Genomic DNA, 26,277 nt, shown 5'->3' with positions numbered 1-26,277 from the left:
GGCCAACAATAAAACGTCTGTTATTAAGCGGTTAGTCAACCGCGCTCCAGCTCGTCCAGGATAGGACACTCAGGATTTTCGTCCCCGTGGCAGCAACAGACCAGCCCTTCGAGGGAGGTCAGCATGGCCTGCAAGCCTGCGATGCGGCTGCGCAGATCGACGATTTTCTCCTGCGCCAGCTTCTTCACCTGAGCGCTGGTTCTGTGCTCGTTCCGATAGAGCGCCAACAGCTCCTGGCACTCCTCCAGATTGAAGCCTGTCTCCCGCGCACGCTTGACGAAGCGCAGCTCCCGCAACGCACCCTCCGTGTAGCTGCGATAACCGTTATCGCTGCGTACAGGGGCTGAAATGAGGCCGATACTCTCGTAGTAGCGAATCGTCTTGGCGGTCAGCCCCGTGGCCTTGGCAACCTTGCTGATATTCATTTATGTCTCCTTACCAATCTGGATGAGGGCTGGTGTGTGCGCCGCCTTGGGCTGCCAGCGTTTCAGTAACAGGGAATTGCTCAAAACGGTAATGCTGCTCAGGGCCATGGCCGCCCCCGCCAGCTCGGGGCTGAGATAGCCCAGTGCCGCCAGCGGAATGCCGATGATATTGAACACGAAGGCCCAGAACAGGTTCTGCTGTATGGTGCGCCAGGTGGCTGCCGAGATGTCGATGGCATCGGCCACCAAGCGAGGGTCAGATCGCATGAGAGTGATGGAGGCGGTCTCCATTGCCACATCGGAGCCGGATCCCATGGCGATGCCCACATCTGCCGCCGCCAACGCAGGGGCGTCGTTCACCCCGTCCCCCACCATGGCCACCAGCCCCTGGGTGCGGGCGCGCAGCGCCTCCACTTTTTCCACCTTGCCCGCAGGCAGCACGGAGTCAAAGGCACCGTCCAGCCCCAGCTTGGCGGCGATATGGGCCACGGGTGCCGGCGCATCGCCGCTCACCAGCCAACTGGCGATACCACGCTGACGCAAGATGGAAATGGCTTCCGGGCTCTCTGGCCTCAAGGTATCGGCCAGGGCGGCGATGCCGACGGCCACGCCGTCGATGGCAACCCAGACCCGAGTCGCACCGTCAGCAGGCTCTTCATCCTGCAGCGACTGATCAATCCTGAGCTGAGCCAGCAACGATGAATTGCCGATAGCGACCGAGTGGCCTGCCACTTTGCCGAGAATGCCGGCACCAACCCGTACCTCGACCTCGTCGGGCGGAGGCAGTACCACCTCCTTGCCGATTGCCTCGCGCATCGCCAACGCCAGCGGATGCTCGCTCGCCTGCTGCAAGGCGGCCGCGAGCCGCAACTGCTCGTCATTGCCGCTCCAGCTAGCCAGCACGGGCCGCCCCTGAGTGAGGGTACCTGTCTTGTCGAAGATGAGCGCCTTGATGGCGTGGGCCTTCTGCAGGGTATCTACATCTTTGATCAGAATGCCGTGACGGGCCGCCACCCCGGTGCCTGTCACTATGGCTGCCGGCGTCGCCAGCCCCAGCGCACAGGGACAGGCGATCACCAGCACGGCCACGGCAGCCAGCAGTGCCTGACCAAAGTCGTGGCCGTAGGCGTACCACACCAGCAGGGTGAACAGGGCGATGGCCATCACCACAGGCACGAACACGGCGGAGACCTTGTCCACCAGCTGTTGCAACGGTGCCTTGCCCATCTGGGCGCTCTCCACCAGGGCGATGATCTTGCTGAGGCTGGAATCCTCCCCCACTGTGGTGGCTTCGATCTCCAGCACGCCAGAGCGGTTGATGGCGCCGCCCAGCACGCCCTCCCCGATACCCCGCGGCACCGGCAGGCTTTCGCCGGTGAGAATGGATTCATCCAGCTCACTTTCGCCGCTCACTATCTTGCCATCCACCGGCACCCGCTCGCCCACCAGCACCCGCAGCCTATCGCCGCGCAGCACTTCATCTATGACCAGGCTCTGCCAGCGCTCGCCACGCCAGACGGTGGCGGTTTCCGGCCGCAGCGCCATCAGTTCGCGAATGGCGGACTGGGTACTGTGGCGGGCGCGCGCCTCCAGCAGTTTTCCCAACGAAATCAGGGTAATAATGATGGCGCTCGCTTCGAAATAGAGCTTGCCGCTGGCGGCCATCCCCAACGTCAGCAGCAGGTAGAGGCTGTAGAAGTAGGCGGCACTGGTGCCGGTCGCCACCAGCACATCCATGTTGGCCGAGCGGTTCTTGAGGGCAAGCCAGGCGCCGCGATAGAAGCGGGCCCCGATCCAGAACTGCACCGGGGTAGCGAGCACCAGCTCCAGCCAGGCGGGCAGATGCCAGGGCAGCAAGCCCGCCATGGCGATCATGCCCACCAGCAGCGGCAGGGTGAGCAGGGCCGACATAACAACCTGGATCAGCGCCTTGTGTGTGGCGGCGGCTTCCTGCTCTTCACGCGCCTGCAACTGCTGGCGGCGACCGCTGGCAGAGCCCTGCGCCAACTGGGCTCCAAAGCCGAGCGCCTCTATACGTTCGCGCAACGAGGCCGGCGTCTGCATACCCGGCACCAGCTCGATGCGGGCCTGCTCGATGGAGAAATTGACCTCAGCCGAAATAACGCCAGGCAGTGCCGCCAGCATCTTGTTGAGACGTGCGGAGCAGCCGGCACAGGTCATGCCGCTGATCTGGAAGGAGAGGGTCTCGTGGCCGTAGCCATAACCCTGCCCGGTAATGCTGTCGAGTACTTCGGGCAAGCGGGCCGGATCGCTCAACTCGATAGCTGCCTGCTCCAGCGCGAAGTTGACGGTGGCCGTTACTCCCTCAAGCTGGTTAAGGGCAGTACTGATGCGGCTGGCGCAATTGGCGCAGCTCATGCCGCTGAGCGGCAGTTGCAGATGAATGGGGTCTTGAATCTGGGTGGTCATGGTGTTCCTCCTCGGAACCAATCGGCCAAACTGGCTGCCGACCGACAAACCCTAACCTTTACTGTAAGGGCAAGCTCAAGCCACGACACGCACTTTTTAAACATAAAAAAACGGCGCCCGCCCCTGCCGGATTACCCGGGCAAGAGGCGAGCGCCGATGCATGGCTTGTTAGCGCTAGAACAACGGGCGATTAGATGCCGTACTGGGCGCGATAAGCCTGCATGGCTGCCAGTTGTACCGCCAGCTCCGGCTGCTCGGCCTGTTTCTCTTCCAGATAGGCGATGAGATCCCCCATCTGGATGATGGCGATGATGTGGGCGCCGTAGTCACGCTCCACCTCCTGAATGGCGGAGAGCTCACCCTTGCCCTTCTCCTGACGATCCAGCGCGATCAGTACGCCAGCCAGGGAAGCACCGTTGGCCTGGATCAGATCCATGGATTCGCGGATGGCGGTCCCGGCGGTGATGACGTCATCCACCAGCATGATGCGCCCCTTGAGCGGGCTGCCCACCAGATTGCCGCCCTCGCCGTGATCCTTGGCCTCCTTGCGGTTGAAGCACCAGGGCACATCCACATCGTGTTGCTCCACCAGCTGCACGGCGGTGGCGGAGGCGATGGGGATCCCCTTGTAGGCCGGGCCAAACAGCACATCGAATTCGATGCCGGCATCCATCAGGGCGGCGGCATAGAAGCGGCCGAGGCGGGCCAGATCGCGGCCGCTGTTGAACAAACCGGCGTTGAAGAAGTAGGGACTTTTACGACCGGATTTCAGGGTAAATTCACCGAATTTGAGGACCTGTTTCTCCAGGGCGAACTCGATAAATTGACGCTGGTAGGCTTTCATTCTGGCTCCTTGCTTGGCTTGTCGTTTACTTGCGTGGGGGTATAAAAAAACGCGGTCAATGCCGCGTTTTTAAAATCAGGAGAGTGACTGCTTCTGCAGCGCAATGATCTCTTCAATGCCGCCCTTGGCGAGCCCCAGCATCGCCAGCAGCTCCTCATGGGTGAAGGGTTCGGCCTCCGCGGTGCCCTGCACCTCTATGATGCGACCATCTTCGGTCATCACCACGTTCATGTCGGTCTCGGCAGCGGAGTCTTCGATGTACTCCAGATCGCAGATGGCTTCGCCCTGATACATGCCGACGGAGACGGCGGCGATCATCTGCTTGAGCGGGCTCTGCTTGAGCATGCCTTTCTCAACCATCCAGTTCAGCGCATCCACCAGCGCCACGCAGGCACCGGTAATGGAGGCGGTGCGGGTACCGCCATCGGCTTGCAGCACATCACAGTCCACCGTGATGGAATGCTCGCCCAGCGCAGTCAGGTCTACCGCCGCACGCAGGGAGCGGGCGATCAGACGGGAAATCTCCAGAGTACGGCCACTCTGCTTGCCGGCGGCCGCTTCGCGGTTCATCCGGGAGTGAGTGGAGCGCGGCAGCATGCCGTATTCGGCAGTGACCCAACCCTGACCCTTCCCTTTCAGGAAGCGCGGAACGCTGGTGTCGACGCTGGCGGTGCAGAGCACGCGAGTGTTACCGAACTCCACCAGCACTGAGCCTTCTGCATGTTTGGTGAAATTGCGGGTAATGGTAACCGGGCGAAGTTGCGCGGCACTGCGATCGCTTGGACGTGACATGGAACGGACCTCTGGGCTGGCTCAAATTGGCGAAGGAGTATAAGTGATCCAGCCCCAAATATCAGCCGCTAAGAAGCGGTTCCTGATCAGTCGTGAAAGACCGTCGCCAAGGCAAATAAGCGCGCAGGAACAGGCCGCAATAACCATCAATAGGGATGCAGGGCAGCAGCGCCAAAAAAGCCGGACCTAGTTCTAAAACCACGGCATCGGCTGACGAGCAGGGCCGGGCTGAGTATACTGGCCGCACACTTCATCAAGCTCGGAACAATCAATGATTCACAGCATGACCGCCTACGCCCGCAAGGAATTCAAGGGCGACTGGGGCACAGCCGTTTGGGAAATTCGTTCGGTCAACCAGCGCTATCTGGAAACCTATATCCGTCTGCCGGAGCAACTGCGCAGCCTGGAGCCCGTGCTGCGTGAGCGTTTCCGTGCCAAGCTGCAACGCGGCAAGGTGGAGTGCAACCTTCGTTTCGAAGCCGCTCAGGCGGCCGCCAGCCAGCTGCACATCAATGAAGAGCTGGCCAAGCTGATCATCGACAGCGCCAACTGGGTAATGAAAGAAGCGGGCCAGGGCCAGCTCAACCCGGTCGACGTGCTGCGCTGGCCGGGTGTCATGGCCGCCGCCGAGCAGGACATGGACGCGGTTGCCACCGAGCTGCTCGGCGGATTTGACCAGACCATGGAAGACTTCATCGCCTCCCGCGCCAGCGAGGGTGCCAACCTCAAGAACTTGATCCAGCAGCGTCTGGATGGCATTCAGGTGGAAGTGAAGAAAGTACGCGTGCACCTGCCACAAATCATAGAGTGGCAGCGCCAGAAGCTCACCGACCGCCTGACCGAGGCCAAGGTGGAGCTGGATCCGGCTCGCATCGAGCAGGAAATCGTGCTGCTGGCCCAGAAGATCGACGTGGCTGAAGAGCTGGACCGTCTGGAGATGCACATCAGCGAAACCATCAAGATCATGAAGAAGGGCGGCGCCTGTGGCCGTCGTCTCGACTTCATGATGCAGGAGTTCAACCGCGAGTCGAACACGCTCGGTTCGAAATCCATCAACGCCGACGTGACCCAGTCCGCCGTCGAGCTGAAAGTCCTCATCGAACAGATGCGTGAGCAGATCCAGAACATAGAGTGATGGATGCAAGAAGCCCGTCATCGACGGGCTTCTACTTTGTGTTCGCACTACGCCACCATTGGCTTGAGCCAGATCAGATTTTCACTCAGAGCCGACAGCATCTGACTCGCTTGTGCGGTATGCTGGCACGCTGATGATCAACAACGACCTCTATTGAGGCCTGCCTTATGAAATACCTTGTAGTACAAACCAAGCAGATAGGGGATGTGCTGATCTCCACCGCGCTGTGCAACAACCTCAAGCAGAACGAGCCAACCGGGGAAGTTCACTATCTGGTCATGGACTATTGCGCGGGTATGGCGCAGGGCAATCCCAATATCGATCGACTCATCGTCATCGAGAAAGCCAGGCGCAACGACTGGCGTTACATGAAGGACCTGCTGCTGGATATCCGCCGCGAACGCTACGACGTGGTGGTCAACAGCCAGGGCCAGATGATCGGCCTGCTGACTTGCCTCTTCTCCGGCGCCAGATTGCGGATAGGATTTGACTCCTTCCCCTGGCGACTCGGCCACAACCGCATAGTACGCTTTCGCAAAGACACAGAATTCCAGGGCAACAGCACCCTGGTTGACGACAGGTTCTCGCTGCTAAAACCCCTCAACCTGGCCAGGGAAGATCGCAATTACCATCTCTGGCTGAGTGAGGAAGAAAAACGGCAGGGACGTGAAACCTTGCAGGCGGCCGGCGTCGATCCCGCGCGACCCTTGATCGCCATGGGGGTCAACTCGCTGGGACACTACAAGCGTTGGCCCATCGACTGCTTCGCCCAGGTTGCCCAATGGCTCATCGAACAGCACAACGCCCAGATCCTGATCTACTGCGGGCCGGGAGAAGAAGAGTACAACCGCAGCCTCAAACCGCTGCTGTCAACCGAGCTGCAGGCCAGCGTGTTTGACCACATAAAGACCCGCTCGGTGCGGGAGCTGGTGGGACTGTTCGCCCATTGCCAGCTGTTTGTCGGCAACGATACCGGCCCCCGCCACATGGCCCAGGCCATCGACCTGCCCCTGCTGACCATAGTGGCTCCCGGCGGCGACAAGATCATCGCCAATCCGGTCAACCACCCCCGCTATCAGGCCATTGATATCTTCGATGCCAAGGGGGCAGAAACTGACCTGCTATCAGCACTGAATAAAAATGGCACGAATGAACAACTCTATCGCCTCATTACTCCCGAGATGGTGACGGAAAGACTGAGTACACTTATTGCTCAATTGAAAGCAACATAGAAAGCGCGTCAGATATTGCATGACTTTCTACATTGTTCATATCCGCATTGATGCCAGGAGAGGGACTAAATATCACCTTGGTTAAGGGTGAGGGACTTGGTAGCCATTGATTGAACTCATTTCCATGTAGTGGGTAAATAGCGATCAGTGGTTTTTTTAGTCCGGCTGCGATATGAACGATGGCAGTATCGACCGAAATGACCACGTTGGCTGCCCGAATGCAATAAATTGCATCCTCAATTGTATTCACCCCTTCCAGTAGCGCCACATTGTTTGCACCACAACCATTTATCATTTTCTGTGCATCCTCACGAGTGGCCGGTGAGGAAAGTAGAGCAAAATGACGAGTGGGGAAACACTGACCCAAAACAGTCAGCAATTCCGTTACCTTTCCTTGTGACATGGACTTGTAACGCGTGCTACCAAAAGGATTGATGATAATACTATTGTCGCAGCCAGATATAACCTTGTCTCTAGCAACATCGGGGATGATATATGTAGTATCTACATCCATTAACCCTAACATGTTCAATAGATATGTATATTTCTCTTGAAATAGCATGCTCTTGGTAGTATCAGAGAGCTTTATATTTACCCGTGCGACATTATCATCCAGCGATGCGATATTGGTTGGTGATAACTTATACAAAAAGTATAAGTCTTTCATCTTCATCCCTTCGGTGAGATGTATTGCCAGATCCACATGAGGAATTGACAAGGCTATATCGCAAAGAGTTTTGTAACTTGGCCTTTTAGCTACTTCTATCACATGGTCAACACCGAACGCCTCTCGATACAAAGGTGCCAAGGCAGGGGAGGTAATAACAGTAATGAATTTATTAGGCAGCTTTTTCAGCTCTCGAAAGAAAAATGATGAGGCAAATGAATCGCCTATCTTGGCATCCCAACGAATAACTAAAATATGACTTATGTCTCCTTGCAAGCCAAGAGGGGTCTTCTTGTCAAAAAAAATAATTCCCAAGGCTCGACGAATCCGGTCGCGTAATAGCTGCAGATATCCAATCACGATTCGACCTCTCGGTTAGCCAAATGAGGACCATAGTTGCGATCATCGATCGTTGTCTCAAACAATCCTACATCCATGCAGCTTGGCTCAACTCCGGATGCAGTCAGTCCATTCAATTGCAACCGCCCGGTCAGATAATCAGATGGCATTCTGATTGGATATGCTTTGCTTAATAATTTTTTAGCACCAGACAATGTCAATATATAACCAGCAGTAGAGATTATCCCACGTTTAGAGCTACAACTTGGGGTGCGATATCTTGCAAGACGATATCCCTCGGGCAAAGGCTTCATCCATGGCCAACATTTAGCTTTGCCATGATACAAGAAAATAATCTCAGAATGACTCTTTGCCATGGCGCTCTCCATAATCGCGTTGAAGTGCATATGGAGATATATATCATCCTCCAGCACCACACAACGCTCTATATTTCTTTCCACCATCATCTCATACAACCTGATATGACTCATGGCACAGCCTACTTCGCCCATGCTGAGATCGTGACCACACGTCTCACGGGCAAGGGGAAAGTCAACATGCTGCAACTCAGCATCACTCAACGCTTTACCATCGACTGCATCGAAAAATGTAAATTCAAGGCCAAGATGCTTCATCTGTTTAATAAGCATTGCTCGCCGATCTTGACTTCGAGAAAGACTAATGACAAATATCGGAATCATAATGCGCTCTCATTTACTTTTATTTCAGATGAATGCCAAACAAATATCATACTCAAGACATATAGATATAGTATGTCTTGATGTTCAAATGGTACGTCGCTGAATGCACTGATGGCAAAGGAAAGTGGAATCAGAACACATGCTGCATCTCCACCCATTTTTTTCATGGACAACCATAGAGGTAGGAAAAGGAATGCTACCAGCACGACAAAGCCTATCCCACCTCGAATAACCAGGTTCTGCATATATTGGCTGTGAGCATGTGCCAAGGCAGCATTCAGAGCCAATGGAGGAACCAATCCTCGCGCGACCTGCTCTTGTTTCAATGCATCAAAACCATTAGTACCCACTCCGGTAACAGGTGCATCCAGAAACCCAAGCCAAGCACTCTGCCATGCAACGACCCTCAACCCCCACGAAGAGTTATACGATCCTTTTTCAGCCAAATTAAGATCAGAAACCGCATCTGCGACCCTGAGTTGTACCAATTGATTGGTATGGTAAGTAATACCCATGGATGCGATGCACAATATTGCTATGGCAATATATTTCCATGGTTTGAATAACGCCTTGTAGCAAATGACATAACCAACGATACCACCAAGGGCCAACCAGACCCCCCGACTCTGGGACAGATAGAGAGCAAACAGGGCCGCCACCAACGCGACCAAGGCACCATACCTTATCCAGCGCAACAGTTGCCTCTGCTGGAACACAAACCAGTTCAATATCGCCAGTGTCAATGCCGCCTGTGAAAAGAGAATGGCATTGGTAAATCCTTCAACTCTGACAATACCACTCTGATATTGCCAGAGGCTCATAATACCCAAGCCAATACCCCCAGTGACAATCGCAGCATAGCCCAATGTCAACAGAACTGGCTTGCGTGGTATCATCAACGCAAACACGACAACGTAGAATAAACCACGCATTACACCATATTGATCACCATGGATCAGCCGGTTTACAAAAATCATGACTGCATAGGCTGCCAATACCCAGAGAATACGCCGGTCCTCAAGCCCGACGTCTCGCTTTTTACCAACAAAGTAATTTAGCAGACCAAATACGGATGCCACGACGAGTAGATTGGAAAGAATTGTCTGGCCGGCTGGTACCAAAAAAAGGCCGCAAAAGGAAAACATAATCACCAGCGCAAACAAGGCTGTCGTAGCTTTGTCGAGCAGTTCGAGGCTTCTAATGGACATCAATTATTATTTCCTGAATACGTAGTTGCCCCGAATCTTCCGCCACAGGCCAAAAACATCGGTACGAGGGAAAATGGCGATGCGACGGATCCGGTAGGGATCCTGATGCATGGCTCGGGGACCACTGTTGGTGGCTACGGCAAAGCGGTAACCAGCGGCCTGTGCCTGCTCCTTGGCGCTATCATCCATGTCCCCATAAGGGTAAGCAAACGACAGCAGCGAATAGCCAAGCAATGCCTCCAACTGTCGTTTATTTTCTCTTATTTCATGGGCTTGTTGCTCGGGGGGTAGCTTGCTCAGCCGTGGATGGGTCAGGGTATGGCCCCCAATCTCCACATGGCCGGAGGCCACCAGTGCTTTTATCTGCTCCCCATTCATCAGGGAAATCTGGGTATCCGGGTTGGTGGGGTGTTCCACGTCCCAGCGATTATGCTCCTCTCCCGTCACCACATATACCACGGCTTTGTAACCGTATTTTTCAAGCAATGGCAGCATGCGGGTCAGGTTGTCCTGGTAGCCGTCATCGGCGGTGATCATCAGGTACTTCTTGCCATATTCCAGGCGGTGAATGAAGCCCCTGTCAGCCAGATCGCGGAAGGTCAGCGTCTCGTAGCCCAACCATTTCAGCAAGCGCAGATGCTTCTCAAACATGGCAATCGGCATCCAGGTACCATGCACCCCCTTCTCGCTGTCATGCTCGATAAAGCGGTGATACATGACGACAGGCATCTCCCGGCGCAGGGTCTCGACTATAGCATCCTGATAGACAGACTCCAGACCGGATACTACCCCTTGCAAGCCATACTCAGCCTGAATGCGCTGGCAAATAACGTCCGGCACACTCCGGCTGGCCAACGCAGGCAGAATTTGCGCCTTCAAGGCAGCGAAGTCGATAGCCAGATCCTTGGGGCCTATGTCACCAAAGTTGCTGGCCAGCGCCTCCGCCAGATTCTGTTCAGTCACCAGACCAATCGCCTTGGCCTCGCCGATGGCAAACGCAGGGCGCCCGCACAGCAGTGCCTCCATTGCGACCCTACCAGCCCCGATCACCAGATCGCAACCCGCCAGCAAGGCAGGCACATCATCCACATAGCCGACAAAATCGACCTGGTTCTGAAAGCGACAGAAACGCTCGGGCACCTGACTGCCGCTCACCACACGAACCTGACAAGTGTCCAGATCAAGCACCTCATCCAGCAGGCGATAACAGAGCTCGCCCTTGGGACCGCTCAGGCGACCTATGATGGCGATCACCGGCCTGGCATTGTCAGGCACCGGCACCGGCTGGAACTTGTCTGTCTCGATACCGTTGCGCAGTACCTGCACTATGTCCGGATCCACCCCCAGGTTGTCGATGATCTGGTGGGCTATGTCTTCACAGACAGCCACAGCCCTAAACCCAAGGGCATGGAAGGCCTTGCGAGAGGCGTGTACCGGCTGACGTCCATGTACCGTGGTGATCATCGGCGTGCCAGTCAGCTTGCAGGCCACATAGCTGCTCCAGCCGGATGCGCGGGAGTGGGCATGTACCAACTGGATATGATGCTTCTTGATGAGGTAGATGAGGTAAAACACATGCCAGAAACGGCGCAGTATGCTGCGCTTGTTGAAACGCAGCTTGAACACCGGCCCCAGGGTAGGCTTGGTCAGCGTATCCGATACGTAGCAAACCTGATGACCACGTCGGGTCAATTCGTTACCGACAGTGGTGGCATAGACCTCAGCTCCCGTCACTTCAAGCTGGGAGAGTGCCATCAATATGTTCATATTTTTCCCACCCACAACGTATTCTATACATCTCTCTACCATTTCATGAGAGAGCGGTAGACGAATTTCATCATGCCGATGAGGCGATGACTAGGTATTTAATAGTGTTTCAATATCTCGCATGCTGCGTTCGAAGCTGAAAAATTCAGATCGCTGCTTCGATAACTCAGCATAGCGTTCACGAATGGCATCATTCTCCAATAGCATTTTCAAACCATCAGCTAACGCTTGTGCATTCGCAATGGGTACCAAATGACCAAACTCCCCATTACTTAATGCCTCTTTGGGTCCGGTACAATCGGTTGACACAATGGGTTTACCGAGCGTCATCGCCTCAACCAATACAACTGGATACCCCTCATAATGAGAAGAAATGACAAATATGTCACAACCTGCAATGTAGGGATAAGGATTGTCTTTGAAACCAAGCAGACTAGTATTATCACCCAGTTGATGCTCTGTGATATAGGCTTCCAGAGTCGACCTGTCCGATCCTTCACCAAGAATCGTCAAGTGATAATTCAATCCCGCAGATATGTTTATTCTGTGAGCATCCAAAAGAACATCAAATGCCTTTTGATCATTGAGCAAGCGACCAACAGCCAATACATTGAGACCCGAACCAACTCTGATTTTCTGTTCGCCACCATCAATGATTTTTTTTAGATCTATCGGGTTATAAATGACAGAGATAATATCATTGAGAGCAGGGTAAAGACTCAAAACTGAATGCTTGGAGCCTTCCGAAACACAGATTATTTGATCCATGCTCTCATATACGACCTTCTCTATCTCTCTTGGCAGGGTATGATGTTTCTCCAGGTCTATATGTACCCATGCTATTTTTTTCTTGGGACCATCCAGGTGGGATAACAGCAAACTACTGTCACCCTCCAGAAAAGAAACCCCGACATCATACTCCTCAGGAAACGACATGTTGGCTAGCCATGGCTTTGATAGAACTGCATTAAGCCATCTTTTCTTTAGCGAATACATCATTCCTCTACGGACTAGCCCCGTAGGCTCTGCATCTAGCAGGTATTTTATTTTTACATGAGGTGGAATTTTTGATAGATACATTCCCTCACGTTTCAATAATAACAACGTGACGTCATACTTGATATCATCAAGACTATTGACAATATTAACCAATACCTTTTCAGCCCCTCCCCCCCCCAATGTCTCCATCAGGAATAGCACTTTCTTTTTCATACTTAAAGTCACTTCAGTTGGAGGTTTTAATACTAAAAATACGGGCCATCTCTTTAGGAGACGGCCCGGACTCCATAAGGCTGATTTACGCCCGGTTCAACCAGGCCATGTAATCGGCCACGCCTTCGGCCACTGTCTTGAACTCGCCGTCATAACCGACACCGCGCAGCCTGGTCAGGTCTGCCTGGGTGAAGCTCTGATAGCGACCCTTGAGATGATCCGGGAAAGGGATGTACTCGATGGCGCCCTGCTGGTGATGCTTGATCACGGCCTCGGCCACGTTCTGGAAAGGCTCGGCTCGGCCGGTGCCGCAGTTGAAGATGCCGGAGTGCTGGGGGTTCTGCCAGAACCAGAGGTTAACCTTGCAGACATCGTCCACATAGATGAAATCACGCATCTGGCCACCATCCGGGAAACCGTCACAGCCCTCGAACAGCTTGGGATTGTCACCCTGCTTCACCTGGGTATTGAGGTGGAAAGCCACAGAGGCCATGGAACCCTTGTGCTGCTCGCGCGGACCGTAGACGTTGAAGTACTTCAGACCCACGACCTGGGAGTTGATCTCCGGCATCCAGCGGCGCACGTACTGGTCGAACAGCTGCTTGGAGTAGCCATAGACGTTGAGCGGCTGCTCGAACTTGGGATCTTCGATGAAGTTGTCGTTGCGGCCACCGTAGGTCGCGGCGGAGGAGGCATAAATGAACGGAATTTCCCGCTCGATACAGTAGTGGAACAGATCCTTGGAGTACTCGTAATTGACCTCCATGATGAACTTGCCGTTCCACTCAGTGGTCGCAGAGCAGGCACCTTCATGGAAGATCACCTCGATGCCGTCATCCCACTCTTCAAACTCGTCACCGGAGACGATCCGCGCCTGGAACTCGTCCTTATCCATGTAATCGGCAATGGTCAGGTCGACCAGATTGACGAACTTGGTGCCGTCGGTCAGGTCATCGATGACCACGATATCGGTCCGTCCTTGAGCGTTCAGTTGCTTGACCAGATTGCTGCCGATAAAGCCAGCACCGCCAGTTACTACGATCATGGAGTTTGCCTCGCGTACGTTGATGGTCACATGTGACTGCTTGTTAAAGCTGTGTATAGTGAGCCAATTTGAAATTGCCGAAAAGTTTATCACGGGCCGCAAGGGGATTCGACCTTGATGCAAGGGGCCCGCCAGAGGGAACAGTGATGAAAACCAGAGACAGGATCATTCACAGCGCCACCGAGCTGTTCAACGATCAGGGTGAACGCAACATCACCACCAACCACATTGCCGCCCATCTGGGCATCAGCCCAGGCAACCTTTATTACCATTTCAGGAATAAAGAAGACATCATCCACTCGATTTTTGATCAATATGCCCGTCACCTGAGCGAGAGCTTTACCCCGGCGCGCAGCAACGAGATCAAGCTGGAAAACCTGATGGGCTACCTGGATGCCATCTTTTATCTGATGTGGCAGTTCCGTTTTTTCTACGCAAATTTACCAGACATCCTCAGTCGCGATGAGCCATTGCAGCAGAAGTATCTCAAGGCCCAGGAGCAGTTGCGCTCCTCCGTGGTCGCCCTGCTCAGGAGCCTGCGCGAAGGGGGTATCATAGATGTCAACGACGAGGACCTGCCCGACCTTGGCCAGACCATCAAAATGGTGGTGACCTGCTGGATCCCGTTCCAGATTGCCCAGGCCCCCCATACCCGCATCACCAAGCCACTGCTCTACCAGGGGGTATTGCGGGTGCTGTTCCTGCTGCGTCCCTATATCCAGCCCCAGGTGGCCGGGCAGATCCGTCAGCTGGAGCAGCATTACAGTCAACTGGCCCAACCAGCAGGGTGAGATCTGTTTCACAATTGTTGAATGTCAGCACAATCATTTGAATTCACCGCAACAGATTGCAGTAAAATACTGCCCATTGTTGATAAACAGCTGCAATAGCCAATAAGGATCGAGGATGTCTAACGGATTCTATCGTCACCTGACCGAGCAACTTGGCCAAGTACAGGCTGAAGGATTGTACAAGCAGGAGCGCATCATCACCTCGGCCCAGCAGGCCCAGATTGCGGTGGGCGGTGAGCAGGTACTGAACTTCTGTGCCAACAACTATCTGGGACTGGCCAACCACAAGGACCTGCTCGAAGCAGCCCATCAGGGGCTCGATAGCCACGGCTTCGGCATGGCCTCGGTGCGCTTCATCTGCGGCACCCAGGACAATCACAAGGTGCTGGAACAGAAGCTCTCTGCCTTCCTCGGCACCGAGGATACCATCCTCTACTCCTCCTGCTTTGATGCCAACGGCGGCCTGTTCGAAACCCTGTTCGGTGCCGAAGACGCCATCATTTCCGATGCCCTCAACCACGCCTCCATCATAGACGGCGTGCGGTTGTGCAAGGCCAGGCGTTATCGCTATGCCAACAACGACATGGCCGAGCTGGAAGCCCAGCTTAAACAGGCCAACGCCGATGGTGCCCGTTTCAAGTTGATCGCCACCGACGGCGTCTTCTCCATGGATGGGGTCATCGCCGATCTGAAATCCATCTGCGATCTGGCCGACAAGTACGATGCCCTGGTGATGGTGGATGATTCCCACGCAGTCGGATTCATTGGCGACAACGGTCGCGGCACCCACGAATACTGCGGTGTGCTGGACAGAGTCGACATCATTACCGGCACCCTTGGCAAGGCACTGGGAGGCGCCTCCGGTGGCTATACCTCAGGCAAGAAAGAGGTTATCGACTGGCTGCGTCAACGCTCCCGTCCCTACCTTTTCTCCAACTCGCTGGCGCCCTCCATCGTCTCGGCCACCATCAAGGTGATCGACATGCTGGCCGAAGGTCACGAGCTGCGCGCCCGCCTGAAAGAGAACAGCCAGTATTTCCGCGAACGGATGAGCGCTGCCGGCTTCACTCTGGCAGGTGCCGATCACGCAATCATCCCTGTGATGCTGGGGGATGCCAAGCTGGCCTCCGAGATGGCGAGCCGCATGCTGGCCGCCGGCATCTACGTGGTGGGCTTCTCCTTCCCGGTTGTGCCCAAGGGCCAGGCCCGCATTCGCACCCAGATGTCCGCCGCTCATACCCGTGAACAGCTGGACAAGGCGATCGATGCCTTCATCGGCATCGGCCGCGAACTCGGTGTCATCTGATTTGAACCAAGGGGCTGCAGCCCCTTTTTTCTGCATTCATCGTGATTGACTGGCATGAAGGAACAACCATGAAAGCACTCTCCAAACTCAAAGCCGAAGTCGGCATCTGGATGACGGATGTCCCGGCACCCGAGCTCGGCCACAACGATCTGCTAATCAAGATCCGCAAGACCGCCATCTGTGGCACCGACATGCACATCTACAACTGGGACGAGTGGGCCCAAAAGACCATACCCGTGCCCATGGTGGTCGGTCATGAATACGTGGGCGAAGTGGTCGCCGTCGGCCAGGAAGTGCGTGGCTTCGCCGTGGGGGATCGGGTCTCCGGCGAGGGCCACATTACCTGTGGCCACTGCCGCAACTGCCGGGCCGGCCGCACCCACCTGTGCCGCAACACCATAGGAGTCGGCGTCAACCGCCCGGGTTCCTTCGCCGAATATCTGGTGATCCCGGCCTTCAACGCTTTCAAGCTGCCCGACAACATCCCCGATGAACTGGCCGCCATTTTCGACCCGTTCGGCAACGCAGTGCACACTGCGCTCTCCTTCGACCTGGTGGGCGAAGACGTGCTCATCACAGGTGCCGGCCCCATCGGCATCATGGCTGCAGCCGTCTGTCGCCACGTGGGAGCCCGTCATGTGGTGATCACGGACGTCAACGAATATCGGCTGGAGCTGGCTCGCAAGATGGGCGCCACCCGCGCCGTCAACGTCAGCAAAGAGAAACTTGCTGACGTGATGAGCGAACTCGGCATGACTGAGGGCTTCGACGTGGGGCTGGAGATGTCCGGTGTGCCCTCGGCCTTCCAGGACATGATCGACAAGATGAACCACGGCGGCAAAATTGCCATGCTCGGCATCCCCCCCTCCACCATGGCCATAGACTGGAACAAGGTGATCTTCAAGGGACTGTTTATCAAAGGGATCTACGGCCGCGAGATGTTCGAGACCTGGTACAAGATGGCCAGCCTGATCCAGTCAGGCCTGGATCTCACTCCCATCATCACCCATCATTTCCATATCGATGACTTCCAGCAAGGCTTCGAAGCCATGGGGTCCGGCAAGTCCGGCAAGGTGATCCTCAGCTGGGACAAATAAGCCCTTGGGTCGCCCTCTTTCATGAAACCCGGTGAATACCGGGTTTTTTTATCATGCATCCTCACCAGTTTGTGATCTGACGAAGAAACTTTGCACGCAGAGTGCTTAACACTTCACACACAAGCGTTTAAATGGCTGTAACTATTCGGTTATAATCCAGCCGTTTTCTAGGGATAATAAAAGCCTGCTGGGAGTACATGAGCGTGTTGAAAAAACTGAGCTATTTGCTGGCTGTCGGAATGACGGCTGCCAGTTTGTCCGGCGTTGTACTTGCTGCCGATGAGATGTCACCGGACGCGATTGCCGAGCGGATCAAGCCCGTCGGTCAGGTCTATACCGCCAAGGAACTGGAAGGGATTGCGACTGCAGGCGCAGCTCCTGTGGCGGCAGCACCATCCGGCCCACGTGATGGCGAGGCCGTGTACAAAGGGGCGTGCTTTGCCTGTCATGACATGGGTATTGCCGGTGCCCCCAAACGCGGCGACAAGGCTGTGTGGGAGCCACGTATAGCGCAAGGCATTGATATATTAAAGAAACATGCAATTGAAGGCTTCACCGGCAAGAGCGGTGTGATGCCAGCACGAGGGACTTGCGTCACCTGTAGTGATGAAGAGATCGAAAACGCCATTCACTACATGACCGACAACCTCTAAGTGATTGAAAGGGCCGCAATTGCGGCCCTTTCAATCTGTTTACTTCCGACTACTCTTTGTAAGGTAGGCAAACCGGGAGTTTCTATGTCAGCCCAACCCACAGCACCGCATTACTCGACTCCCTTGTTGGCGTTGGTCTCCTCTATTTTGGACTTCCCAGCACCCTCCGAGGCCACCCCTAAAGAGTATGACACCCTGATCCAGCAGCTGAACCAGCTCTGTCCGCTGCAACATTTTGGCATATTGGGCTTATCGGAAGCGGGGCTGCACTGGGTCTGCGAGCATCAGATTTCTGACCGTTTCAAACTACAGCTGGGGCTGGAGGAGTCGCGGATCTCCGATCAGCTTGACCAGCTCGATGAGGCGAAAGGCTGGTGCATACTGCCGGTCGAGCACGGTCAGATACAGTGGTTACTGGCCTGCTGTCAGCCCAAGGATCTGCCCACACTGCGCCTGTTGCTGGAATGTCTCGCCAAGCGGCTGAATGAAACCCAGGCAGGCTCCCAGCTATCGGAACTGGCCTCTCCCCTTATCCGCAAGGATCCGGACTGGCAAAAAAAGATTGAGAGCATCAATCGCATTATCCGCCTGGCCAATACCCTGCCCAGCCAGGCACTGTTCTCCCAGCTGGAAGCTGTACTACGCCAGATACTGGCCATTCAGGACATGTTGCTGGTCCGAATAGACAGCCATGGGCTGGAAAAAATATATCCCGAGCAGCCACCGCACAGCGATGAGTTCATCACCAGCCTGTGCCACAGCACCAACAACATGGAACAGCACAAAGAGCAATTGCACTGGTACAGCCAGCCCTTGCGCCTGCAGCAGCAATACTTCGCCCACTTCCTTATCAGTACTCAGCAGCCGCTGGAGACAGATAACCGGTTGTTCCTCGACTTCCTGCGCAGCCAGCTGACCCTGTTGCTGGAGCTGAGGCGGATCCGGCAGCAGCTGCACGACATCAACTCGGAAGACTCCATCAACCAGCGCCTGCAACAACTGCGGCAAACCAATCTCAGATTGCAGAAACAACTCAAGCAACACCAGGAGCTCGAACGCAGGCTGCAATTCGATGCCCTGCACGATCCGCTGACCCAGTTGCCGAATCGGGCTCTGCTGATGAATCACCTCAATCATGCCATGACCCACTTCCACCGCTACAAAACGCCGGGGTTTGCACTCATCTTCGTCGATGTGGATCACTTCAAGCAGGTCAATGACACCCTGGGCCATAGCGCTGGCGATCAGTTGCTCAAAGAGATGAGTCGCCGTCTGCAAACCTGCATCAGACAAAACGACATGGTGGCCAGACTGGGAGGGGATGAATTTGTCATCTACTTGGACAACAGCAAGGACGAGGAGGATATCAGCCCTGTTCTCAACCGCGTCATCAGCCGCCTCTCCTATCCGTTCCGGCTGCAAGGCAATGAGCTGAGCATCACGGTCAGCTTGGGGGTGGCCAGTGTGTCGGAGCAGACTTCAGATATCAGTCAACTGCTGCATCAGGCCGACCTGGCCATGTATCAGGCCAAACGCAACGGTCGCAGCCGCATCGTCAGCTATTCGGAAGAGTGCTCGGCCCAGACCTGGACCTCACCGGAGGAGATGCTGGCCAGAGCCCTGCGAGAGGGGCGCATAGTGCCTTATTTCCAGCCGGTGATCCGGCTCAAGGACAGTCGCCTGACAGGGCTGGAGGTGATGGCTCGCTGGATCACGGAGGAGGGTGTACTCAAGGATGCCTTCGACTTCATCCCGTTGGCGGAGCAGTGCGGCCTTATTCAGGAACTGGATTACCAGATATTGCGCCACACCTGCCAACAACTGAAGAACTGGCTGCCCATGTCGGGCCAGAGCAAGTTCAAGGTTGCGATCAACCTCTCCGGCAAGCATCTGGTCAACCACGATCAGATCATGCGACTGGTCGACATTATTGAGAGCGAGGGGATAGCACCGGGTTACCTGATTTTCGAATTCAACGAGCGGGAGCTGTCGCGGCAGGATTCCGACGCCCTCACCTCTTTGCACGAGCTGAGGGCCAAAGGCATTCAGATCAGTCTGGATGATTTTGGCACCGGCTTCTCCTCCCTCAATGCCCTGTTCCACTTCCCGGTGGACTACATCAAGGTGGATGACAGCTTCACCCATCGCATGCTGCAATCCCCCAAGGATCTGGCGCTGATCCGCGCCATGCGGGACATCTGCCAGGATCTGGATTTCACTCTGGTAGTCGAAGGGATCGAGAACCAGCAGCAATTGCAGAAGCTGATCGACATGGGCTGCCTGATGGGACAAGGACGCTACATTTCACCACCCATGCCGGGGGCAGATATCACTCCCCTGCTCAGCCAGACCAAGGGTGAACGCGGCTAGCCGTATCGGCTCAATTCTTCTTGAACAGCGCTCGCAGGTTGGCGACGCCGACCTGCCCTTTCTGCTGGCGCTCCTCGGCCGTCACCTTCTTCTGATTTTCCCACTCAAGATCGTCCTGGGGCAGCTCCAGCAGGAAGCGGCTCGGCTCGGGCCGTACCGATTCGCCATACTGGCGCCGCTCCTTGCAGAGGGTGAAGGTGAGCTCGGTCTGGGCACGGGTAATACCCACGTAAGCGAGGCGCCGCTCTTCCTCCACGTTGTCTTCATCGATACTGGTCTGATGGGGCAACAGGCCCTCTTCCATCCCCACCATGAATACATAAGGGAACTCCAGCCCCTTGGAGGCGTGCAGTGTCATCAGCTGCACCTGATCGGCGTCATCTTCCCCTTCGTTGCGCTCCATCATGTCGCGCAAGGTAAGGCGGGTGACCACCTGGGCGAGCGTCATCGACTCTTCCAGCTCATCCCCTTCCAGCATTTCGGTGATCCAGCGATAGAGAGTGGAGACGTTCTGCATTCGCATCTCAGCCGCCTTCGGGCTGGGGGAAGTCTCGTAGAGCCACTCCTCGTAGTGGATCTCCTTGATCATGTCCCGCACCGCCTCCACCGGGTTGCCCCGCTGCGCCTGCTCGCCTAATCGCACCAGCCAGTTGGTAAATGCTTGTAGTGCACTCAAGCCACGGCCGGAAAGGGACTGTTCCAGCCCCAGCTCAAAGCTAGCGGCAAACAGGCTCTTGCCACGCTGGTTGGCATACTGACCCAGTTTTTCGAGCGTGGTGGGACCTATCTCCCGCCGTGGCAGATTGACCACCCGCAGGAAGGCGGTGTCCTCGTCCGGATTCACCAGCAGCTTGAGATAAGCCATGATGTCCTTGATCTCGGTACGAGAGAAGAAAGAGGTACCGCCCGAGATGCGATAGGGGATGCGGTTGGTCATCAGCGCCTTCTCGAAGATGCGCGACTGATGGTTGCCACGATAGAGGATGGCGTAATCCTTGAACCGGGTGCGGTTCATGAACTTGTGCCCCATCAGCTCGGCGGCGATCCGCTCCGCCTCGTGCTCCTCGTTCTTGGCAAACAACACTTTGACCGGCACCCCGTAATCAAGCTCGGAGAAGAGCGCCTTGTCGAACACGTGAGGGTTGTTGGCAATCAATATGTTGGCGCATTTCAGAATGCGCCCCTTGGAGCGGTAGTTCTGTTCCAGCTTGATGAGCTTGAGACTCGGAAAGTCTTCGTTGAGCAGCACCAGATTCTGCGGCTTGGCACCGCGCCAGGAGTAGATGGACTGGTCATCGTCCCCTACCACGGTAAAGCGGGCCCGCTCACCGACGATCTGCTTCACCAGCTCGTATTGGCTGGTGTTGGTGTCTTGGTACTCATCGACCAGCAGGTAGCGGATCTTGTTTTGCCAGCGGGTGCGGACCTCTTCATTGTTCTTAAGCAGCAGGGTCGGCATCACGATAAGGTCATCGAAGTCGAGCGCGTTATAGGCCACCATCTGGCGGTGATAGCGCTCGTAGAGCTGGGCCATCAGCACCTCTTCCGGCCCCTGGGCGATACGCATGGCACGCGCCGGCAGTATGAGGTCGTTCTTCCAGTTGGAGATCTGGCTGATGAGGGCCGACAGCTTGTCCTTGTCGTTATCCAGCTCAGCCTCGGTCAGCTCCTTGAGCAGTGCCAGCTGGTCGGTATCGTCGAACAGGGAGAAGTTAGCCTTGAGATTCAGACTCTTGTGCTCACGGCGTATGATATCGAGGCCCAGGGTGTGGAAGGTGGAGACCATGAGTCCCCGCGCCTCCTTGCGACCCAGGGTCTGACCGACCCGCTCCTTCATCTCCCGCGCCGCTTTGTTGGTGAAGGTGACGGCTGCTATGTTGCGGGCGTTATAGCCACACTGCTGTACCAGGTAGGCGATCTTGTTGGTGATGACGCGCGTCTTGCCCGATCCGGCACCCGCCAGCACCAGGCAAGGGCCGGAGACAAACTTGACCGCTTCGTTCTGATTGGGGTTGAGCTTCATGGGCCGGATCTCTTGGCTTATGATGAGGGGCGGCATTGTAACAGAGATCCCGCGGGCAGCCGAAACCGGACACAGGATCCCGCCACTTAACCTTGTGTTTGCCCGTCATTTTCCGGATCATGGCCGACTTTTCCAGAGGAGATGAGGGGAGCATGAATCAGCAACAGCACGCCCAATTGCGCAGCCAGTTTCCAGCCCTGGCGCAGGAGGTGAACGGCCACCCTCTGATCTATCTGGACAACGCCGCCACTACCCAGAAACCCCAGGCCGTGCTGGACGCCATCGCTCACTACTATCGGGCCGACAACGCCAATGTGCACCGCGCCGCCCATGCCCTGAGCGGCCGCGCCACCCGCGCCTTCGAGGCCGCCCGCGAGACGGTCGCCCGCTTTATCAACGCACCTAACAGCCGGGAAGTGATCTGGACCCGCGGCACCACCGAGGCGATCAATCTGGTGGCCCACAGCTGGGGGATGAGCGATCTCAAGGCCGGAGACGAGATCCTACTCAGCACCCTGGAGCACCACGCCAATATAGTGCCCTGGCAGTTGATTGCCGAACGCACCGGCGCCGTGATCCGGGTTATCCCCCTCGATGAGCGCGGCGATCTCGATATGGCCGCCTATCTAGCCATGCTGGGGCCACGCACCCGGCTGGTAAGCGTGGCCCACGTCTCCAATGCCCTTGGTACCGTCAATCCGGTCACCCCGATGGTGGCAGCCGCCAAAGCGGTTGGCGCCGTGACACTTATCGACGGTGCCCAGGCGGTGGCTCACCTGGAGGTAGATGTGCAGGCCATCGGCTGCGACTTCTATGCCTTCTCCGGCCACAAGCTCTATGGCCCGACCGGGATCGGTGTGCTGTGGGGCAGAACCGAACTGCTGGAGCGCATGCCTCCCTGGCAAGCGGGGGGCGAGATGATCGACAGGGTCAGTTTCAGCGGCACCACCTTCAACGCCCTGCCATTCAAGTTCGAGGCAGGCACCCCGCACATCGCCGGTGCCATAGGCCTGGCGGCCGCCATCGACTTTGTCATGCAGCAAGACAGAGGCGCACTGGCACAGCATGAACAGAGACTCATCGACTATCTGGTGGCAGGGCTGCGGCAAGTGCCGGGCCTGCGCCTCATCGGTGAACCCGGCCAGCGCGCCGGCGCCGTCTCCTTTCTGCTGCAGGATATCCACTCGCAAGATGCCGCCACCCTGCTCGACATGCAGGGCATAGCGCTGCGGATCGGCCACCACTGCGCCATGCCGCTGATGGAAAGCCTTGGTATCAGCGGCACCATGCGGGCCTCGCTGGCCTGTTACAACAATCAAGACGACGTGGATGCCTTGCTGGCAGCCCTGACCAGACTGGAGGATTTCTTTTAAGCCATGACCGATATGAAAAGCCTCGAGCACTACACCCCCATAGGCCTGGAACCCGACGCCGAAGCAATTCGCCGACAGTTCGCCGCCGCCAGCGGCTGGGAGAACCAGTACCGGCTCATCATCCAGCTCGGCAAACTGCTGCCCGCGCTGCCCGCCGAGTGGCAGACCGAAGAGAACCGCCTGAAAGGCTGCGAGAGCCAGGCCTGGCTGATAGGTGAGAAGAGCGAAGATGGATGCTGGCACTTTGCCTGCGATTCCGATGCCCGCATAGTACGCGGCCTTATCGTTATCGTGCTGGCGGCGCTCAACCATCAGACGGCAGGAGCGATCCAAGCCTTCGATATGGACGGCTATTTTGCCGAACTCGGGCTGGAGAAACACTTGAGCCCGTCACGGGGTAACGGGCTCAGGGCGATAGTGCTGGCAATGCGGGCTCAGGCATCGGCCTGATCACTGGCCGGGAGCGCTTCTATCGCCGCTGTCGTTTCAGTTGCCAGACGTTCGGCTCTGGCACCTCGCTCGGCAATCTTCTTCAATACCCGGGAGGCGGCAACCAGCCCAAAGGTCGCCGTCACCGGCGTCACGGCCCCGAAGCCGGAGGCGCAATCCATCTTCATGGTGCCATCGCTGGCCGCCTTGGCCTGACAGGTGCCGCCCTGACCATCCGGGTAACTCAACTGCTCGGTTGAGAAGACACACTCCACCCCGAACTTGCGCGCCGGGTTCTTGCTGAAGTTGTGCAGCCGGCGCAGATCGGATCGCACTTTGGCCGCCAGCGGATCCTGAATGGTCTTGGCCAGATCGGCCACTGTGATTTGGGTCGGATCCATCTGCCCGCCAGCACCACCCGCCACAATCACCGGGATCTTGTTGCGCTTGCAGAAGGCAATCAACGCCACCTTGGCCTTGACCGAGTCGATGGCGTCCACCACATAGTCAAACTCCCGCTTGATATGCTCTGCCAGGTTGTCAGGAGTGACGAAATCATCCACCTCGATCACTTCACAATCCGGATTGATGGCACGAATACGCTCAGCCATGACTTCGGTCTTGAGGCGGCCGACCGTACCCTGCATGGCGTGGATCTGGCGATTGGTGTTGGTGATGCAGATATCATCCATGTCGATCAGGGTGATCTGATTGATGCCGGCGCGGGCCAACGCCTCGGCCGCCCAGGAGCCGACCCCGCCGATCCCCACCACGCAGACCCTGGCCTGACTGAAGGAGCCAAGTGCACGCTGACCATAAAGACGGGCAATGCCCCCGAATCGCTGTAGATATTCTGCTTTCATACCATCACCTTACTTGAGGGCGGCCATTATAGCGGCAACTGCAGCCAGCGGCGATCATCAAGAGGGCTCAGTATGGAGAAAGGAAGAGGGGGTGGGGAATGGTGATAGCGAGTGCCGGGTAGTCGGAAACGAAAAAAAGCCCAGTCTTTCGACTGGGCTTCTCAATTTAGTGGCGGAGCGGACGGGACTCGAACCCGCGACCCCCGGCGTGACAGGCCGGTATTCTAACCAACTGAACTACCGCTCCGCTGTCTGGTTAGCTTTTTGCTAAATTGTATGCCGTTTCAACGAGGTGTCATCCTCTCGGCCAATGACGTGATTTTGCACATCATCGTTTAATTGGGTGCCTGGCAGTGTCCTACTCTCGCATGGCGAATGCCACACTACCATCGGCGCTACCGCGTTTCACTTCTGAGTTCGGCATGGGATCAGGTGGTTCCACGGCGCTATGGCCGCCAGGCAAATTCTTCAATCTGAGAAAGCTGACGTGAATAACGATTTGCCTGTTGGCTTCGCTATCACTGAATTAGGTAGTAGTTCTTCAATTTGCTACAAGCCTTAGAACACTTCTTGGGTGTTGTATGGTTAAGCCTCACGGGTAATTAGTATGGGTTAGCTCAACACGTCGCCGCGCTTACACACCCCACCTATCAACGTTGTGGTCTCCAACGGCCCTTTAGGACCCTCAAGGGGTCAGGGATGACTCATCTCAGGGCTCGCTTCCCGCTTAGATGCTTTCAGCGGTTATCGATTCCGAACTTAGCTACCGGGCAGTGCCACTGGCGTGACAACCCGAACACCAGAGGTTCGTTCACTCCGGTCCTCTCGTACTAGGAGCAACTCCCTTCAATCATCCAACGCCCACGGCAGATAGGGACCGAACTGTCTCACGACGTTCTGAACCCAGCTCGCGTACCACTTTAAATGGCGAACAGCCATACCCTTGGGACCGACTTCAGCCCCAGGATGTGATGAGCCGACATCGAGGTGCCAAACACCGCCGTCGATATGAACTCTTGGGCGGTATCAGCCTGTTATCCCCGGAGTACCTTTTATCCGTTGAGCGATGGCCCTTCCATTCAGAACCACCGGATCACTATGACCTACTTTCGTACCTGCTCGACCTGTCCGTCTCGCAGTTAAGCTGGCTTATGCCATTGCACTAACCTCCTGATGTCCGACCAGGATTAGCCAACCTTCGTGCTCCTCCGTTACTCTTTGGGAGGAGACCGCCCCAGTCAAACTACCCACCAGGCACTGTCCGCGAGCCCGATTCAGGGCCCTGCGTTAGAACATCAAACATACAAGGGTGGTATTTCAAGGACGGCTCCAGCGCAACTGGCGTCACGCCTTCAAAGCCTCCCACCTATCCTACACATGTAGGTTCAATGTTCAGTGCCAAGCTGTAGTAAAGGTTCACGGGGTCTTTCCGTCTAGCCGCGGGTACACCGCATCTTCACGGCGAATTCGATTTCACTGAGTCTCGGGTGGAGACAGCATGGCCATGGTTACACCATTCGTGCAGGTCGGAACTTACCCGACAAGGAATTTCGCTACCTTAGGACCGTTATAGTT

21 protein-coding genes, 1 tRNA gene and 2 rRNA genes (1 of these 24 only partly in view) are annotated in these 26,277 nt (G+C 56.1%); 9 read left to right on the top strand and 15 right to left on the bottom strand.

The genetic code is table 11. The annotated features are described in order from the left end of the window. Positions 1–35: 35 nt before the first annotated feature. The 4 genes from cueR to rph form a co-directional block, all read right to left on the bottom strand. Positions 36–425, bottom strand: a complete 390-nt coding sequence (gene cueR, locus AC1P02_RS05675; RefSeq protein ID WP_005318178.1) for a Cu(I)-responsive transcriptional regulator — start codon at positions 423–425, stop codon at positions 36–38. Beyond that, complete coding sequence (locus AC1P02_RS05670) at positions 426–2,855, bottom strand: heavy metal translocating P-type ATPase (RefSeq protein WP_485184459.1); 2,430 nt, start codon at positions 2,853–2,855, stop codon at positions 426–428. A 190-nt stretch (positions 2,856–3,045) separates the two neighbouring features. Then, a complete protein-coding gene (gene pyrE / locus AC1P02_RS05665; RefSeq protein ID WP_058395167.1) occupies positions 3,046–3,699 on the bottom strand; it encodes an orotate phosphoribosyltransferase in 654 nt (217 codons plus the stop codon). 75 nt (positions 3,700–3,774) lie between these two features. After that, positions 3,775–4,491, bottom strand: coding sequence for a ribonuclease PH (rph, locus tag AC1P02_RS05660; RefSeq protein WP_042870411.1), 717 nt, complete (start codon positions 4,489–4,491; stop codon positions 3,775–3,777). A 271-nt stretch (positions 4,492–4,762) separates the two neighbouring features. Here rph and AC1P02_RS05655 point away from each other — a divergent pair, with 271 nt between their 5' ends. Together AC1P02_RS05655 and AC1P02_RS05650 are read left to right on the top strand one after the other, a co-directional pair. Further along, positions 4,763–5,626: a YicC/YloC family endoribonuclease gene (locus tag AC1P02_RS05655; RefSeq protein WP_059169735.1), complete on the top strand. Its 864-nt coding sequence runs from the start codon at positions 4,763–4,765 to the stop codon at positions 5,624–5,626. 167 nt (positions 5,627–5,793) lie between these two features. Beyond that, the gene (locus tag AC1P02_RS05650) at positions 5,794–6,858 is read left to right on the top strand and encodes a glycosyltransferase family 9 protein (protein WP_485184456.1); all 1,065 of its coding nucleotides are present in this window, start codon (positions 5,794–5,796) and stop codon (positions 6,856–6,858) included. Here AC1P02_RS05650 and AC1P02_RS05645 read toward each other — a convergent pair. The 6 genes from AC1P02_RS05645 to rfaD all read right to left on the bottom strand — a co-directional run bounded on the left by AC1P02_RS05645 (position 6,833) and on the right by rfaD (position 13,797). After that, positions 6,833–7,885: a glycosyltransferase family 9 protein gene (locus tag AC1P02_RS05645; protein ID WP_485184454.1), complete on the bottom strand. Its 1,053-nt coding sequence runs from the start codon at positions 7,883–7,885 to the stop codon at positions 6,833–6,835. The genes AC1P02_RS05650 and AC1P02_RS05645 overlap by 26 nt on opposite strands. Further along, positions 7,882–8,565, bottom strand: a complete 684-nt coding sequence (locus tag AC1P02_RS05640; protein ID WP_485184452.1) for a glycosyltransferase family 25 protein — start codon at positions 8,563–8,565, stop codon at positions 7,882–7,884. Before AC1P02_RS05640 ends, AC1P02_RS05645 begins: the two co-directional genes overlap by 4 nt. Then, positions 8,562–9,773, bottom strand: coding sequence for an O-antigen ligase family protein (locus AC1P02_RS05635; protein WP_339022112.1), 1,212 nt, complete (start codon positions 9,771–9,773; stop codon positions 8,562–8,564). Before AC1P02_RS05635 ends, AC1P02_RS05640 begins: the two co-directional genes overlap by 4 nt. A gap of 6 nt (positions 9,774–9,779) precedes the next feature. After that, complete coding sequence (locus tag AC1P02_RS05630; protein ID WP_485184450.1) at positions 9,780–11,540, bottom strand: bifunctional glycosyltransferase family 4 protein/polysaccharide deacetylase; 1,761 nt, start codon at positions 11,538–11,540, stop codon at positions 9,780–9,782. Positions 11,541–11,630: 90 nt separating this feature from the next. Beyond that, entirely contained in the window at positions 11,631–12,752 is a 1,122-nt protein-coding gene (locus AC1P02_RS05625; protein ID WP_404294237.1) for a glycosyltransferase, read from the bottom strand. A gap of 85 nt (positions 12,753–12,837) precedes the next feature. Beyond that, on the bottom strand, positions 12,838–13,797 hold the full coding sequence (gene rfaD / locus AC1P02_RS05620) for an ADP-glyceromanno-heptose 6-epimerase (RefSeq protein ID WP_125608425.1): 960 nt from the start codon (positions 13,795–13,797) through the stop codon (positions 12,838–12,840). A 146-nt stretch (positions 13,798–13,943) separates the two neighbouring features. Here rfaD and AC1P02_RS05615 point away from each other — a divergent pair, with 146 nt between their 5' ends. From AC1P02_RS05615 to AC1P02_RS05595, 5 genes are all read left to right on the top strand, one after another. Further along, positions 13,944–14,588, top strand: coding sequence for a TetR/AcrR family transcriptional regulator (locus AC1P02_RS05615; RefSeq protein ID WP_005318149.1), 645 nt, complete (start codon positions 13,944–13,946; stop codon positions 14,586–14,588). A gap of 115 nt (positions 14,589–14,703) precedes the next feature. Continuing rightward, positions 14,704–15,894, top strand: a complete 1,191-nt coding sequence (locus AC1P02_RS05610) for a glycine C-acetyltransferase (RefSeq protein ID WP_346204720.1) — start codon at positions 14,704–14,706, stop codon at positions 15,892–15,894. Between the two features lie 68 nt (positions 15,895–15,962). Further along, positions 15,963–16,991: an L-threonine 3-dehydrogenase gene (tdh, locus tag AC1P02_RS05605; RefSeq protein WP_021140268.1), complete on the top strand. Its 1,029-nt coding sequence runs from the start codon at positions 15,963–15,965 to the stop codon at positions 16,989–16,991. A 197-nt stretch (positions 16,992–17,188) separates the two neighbouring features. Next, positions 17,189–17,644, top strand: coding sequence for a c-type cytochrome (locus AC1P02_RS05600; protein ID WP_005318144.1), 456 nt, complete (start codon positions 17,189–17,191; stop codon positions 17,642–17,644). An 84-nt stretch (positions 17,645–17,728) separates the two neighbouring features. Then, a complete protein-coding gene (locus AC1P02_RS05595; protein WP_485184446.1) occupies positions 17,729–20,014 on the top strand; it encodes a putative bifunctional diguanylate cyclase/phosphodiesterase in 2,286 nt (761 codons plus the stop codon). 10 nt (positions 20,015–20,024) lie between these two features. On the opposite strand, the gene rep is transcribed toward AC1P02_RS05595, so the two are convergent. Continuing rightward, the gene (rep, locus tag AC1P02_RS05590; RefSeq protein ID WP_485184444.1) at positions 20,025–22,037 is read right to left on the bottom strand and encodes a DNA helicase Rep; all 2,013 of its coding nucleotides are present in this window, start codon (positions 22,035–22,037) and stop codon (positions 20,025–20,027) included. A gap of 152 nt (positions 22,038–22,189) precedes the next feature. On the opposite strand from rep, the gene AC1P02_RS05585 reads away from it, so the two are divergent. Further along, positions 22,190–23,410, top strand: a complete 1,221-nt coding sequence (locus AC1P02_RS05585) for a SufS family cysteine desulfurase (protein WP_485184442.1) — start codon at positions 22,190–22,192, stop codon at positions 23,408–23,410. Between the two features lie 12 nt (positions 23,411–23,422). Continuing rightward, on the top strand, positions 23,423–23,860 hold the full coding sequence (locus AC1P02_RS05580) for a SufE family protein (RefSeq protein ID WP_485185425.1): 438 nt from the start codon (positions 23,423–23,425) through the stop codon (positions 23,858–23,860). Here the strand turns inward: AC1P02_RS05580 and tcdA are convergent. The 4 genes from tcdA to AC1P02_RS05560 all read right to left on the bottom strand — a co-directional run. Beyond that, on the bottom strand, positions 23,845–24,702 hold the full coding sequence (tcdA, locus tag AC1P02_RS05575) for a tRNA cyclic N6-threonylcarbamoyladenosine(37) synthase TcdA (protein ID WP_485184440.1): 858 nt from the start codon (positions 24,700–24,702) through the stop codon (positions 23,845–23,847). The genes AC1P02_RS05580 and tcdA overlap by 16 nt on opposite strands. 170 nt (positions 24,703–24,872) lie before the next feature. Next, positions 24,873–24,949, bottom strand: a tRNA-Asp gene (locus AC1P02_RS05570). Positions 24,950–25,047: 98 nt separating this feature from the next. After that, positions 25,048–25,162: ribosomal RNA gene (gene rrf, locus AC1P02_RS05565) — 5S ribosomal RNA — on the bottom strand. Positions 25,163–25,283: 121 nt separating this feature from the next. Continuing rightward, positions 25,284–26,277 (bottom strand): 23S ribosomal RNA (locus AC1P02_RS05560) (it continues 1,896 nt past the right edge of the window).

Source organism: Aeromonas sp. TS_SC_11 (assembly GCF_057318915.1).
This window is presented reverse-complemented; position numbering and strand designations above follow the sequence as displayed.

Bases quoted from the DNA above. Each gene is read 5' to 3' on its own strand.
- cueR (WP_005318178.1), bottom strand. From the start codon at position 425: ATGAATATCAGCAAGGTTGCCAAGGCCACGGGGCTGACCGCCAAGACG.
- AC1P02_RS05670 (WP_485184459.1), bottom strand. From the start codon at position 2,855: ATGACCACCCAGATTCAAGACCCCATTCATCTGCAACTGCCGCTCAGC.
- pyrE (WP_058395167.1), bottom strand. From the start codon at position 3,699: ATGAAAGCCTACCAGCGTCAATTTATCGAGTTCGCCCTGGAGAAACAG.
- rph (WP_042870411.1), bottom strand. From the start codon at position 4,491: ATGTCACGTCCAAGCGATCGCAGTGCCGCGCAACTTCGCCCGGTTACC.
- AC1P02_RS05655 (WP_059169735.1), top strand. From the start codon at position 4,763: ATGATTCACAGCATGACCGCCTACGCCCGCAAGGAATTCAAGGGCGAC.
- AC1P02_RS05650 (WP_485184456.1), top strand. From the start codon at position 5,794: ATGAAATACCTTGTAGTACAAACCAAGCAGATAGGGGATGTGCTGATC.
- AC1P02_RS05640 (WP_485184452.1), bottom strand. From the start codon at position 8,565: ATGATTCCGATATTTGTCATTAGTCTTTCTCGAAGTCAAGATCGGCGA.
- AC1P02_RS05635 (WP_339022112.1), bottom strand. From the start codon at position 9,773: ATGTCCATTAGAAGCCTCGAACTGCTCGACAAAGCTACGACAGCCTTG.
- AC1P02_RS05630 (WP_485184450.1), bottom strand. From the start codon at position 11,540: ATGAACATATTGATGGCACTCTCCCAGCTTGAAGTGACGGGAGCTGAG.
- AC1P02_RS05625 (WP_404294237.1), bottom strand. From the start codon at position 12,752: ATGAAAAAGAAAGTGCTATTCCTGATGGAGACATTGGGGGGGGGAGGG.
- rfaD (WP_125608425.1), bottom strand. From the start codon at position 13,797: ATGATCGTAGTAACTGGCGGTGCTGGCTTTATCGGCAGCAATCTGGTC.
- AC1P02_RS05615 (WP_005318149.1), top strand. From the start codon at position 13,944: ATGAAAACCAGAGACAGGATCATTCACAGCGCCACCGAGCTGTTCAAC.
- AC1P02_RS05610 (WP_346204720.1), top strand. From the start codon at position 14,704: ATGTCTAACGGATTCTATCGTCACCTGACCGAGCAACTTGGCCAAGTA.
- tdh (WP_021140268.1), top strand. From the start codon at position 15,963: ATGAAAGCACTCTCCAAACTCAAAGCCGAAGTCGGCATCTGGATGACG.
- AC1P02_RS05600 (WP_005318144.1), top strand. From the start codon at position 17,189: ATGAGCGTGTTGAAAAAACTGAGCTATTTGCTGGCTGTCGGAATGACG.
- AC1P02_RS05595 (WP_485184446.1), top strand. From the start codon at position 17,729: ATGTCAGCCCAACCCACAGCACCGCATTACTCGACTCCCTTGTTGGCG.
- rep (WP_485184444.1), bottom strand. From the start codon at position 22,037: ATGAAGCTCAACCCCAATCAGAACGAAGCGGTCAAGTTTGTCTCCGGC.
- AC1P02_RS05585 (WP_485184442.1), top strand. From the start codon at position 22,190: ATGAATCAGCAACAGCACGCCCAATTGCGCAGCCAGTTTCCAGCCCTG.
- AC1P02_RS05580 (WP_485185425.1), top strand. From the start codon at position 23,423: ATGAAAAGCCTCGAGCACTACACCCCCATAGGCCTGGAACCCGACGCC.
- tcdA (WP_485184440.1), bottom strand. From the start codon at position 24,702: ATGAAAGCAGAATATCTACAGCGATTCGGGGGCATTGCCCGTCTTTAT.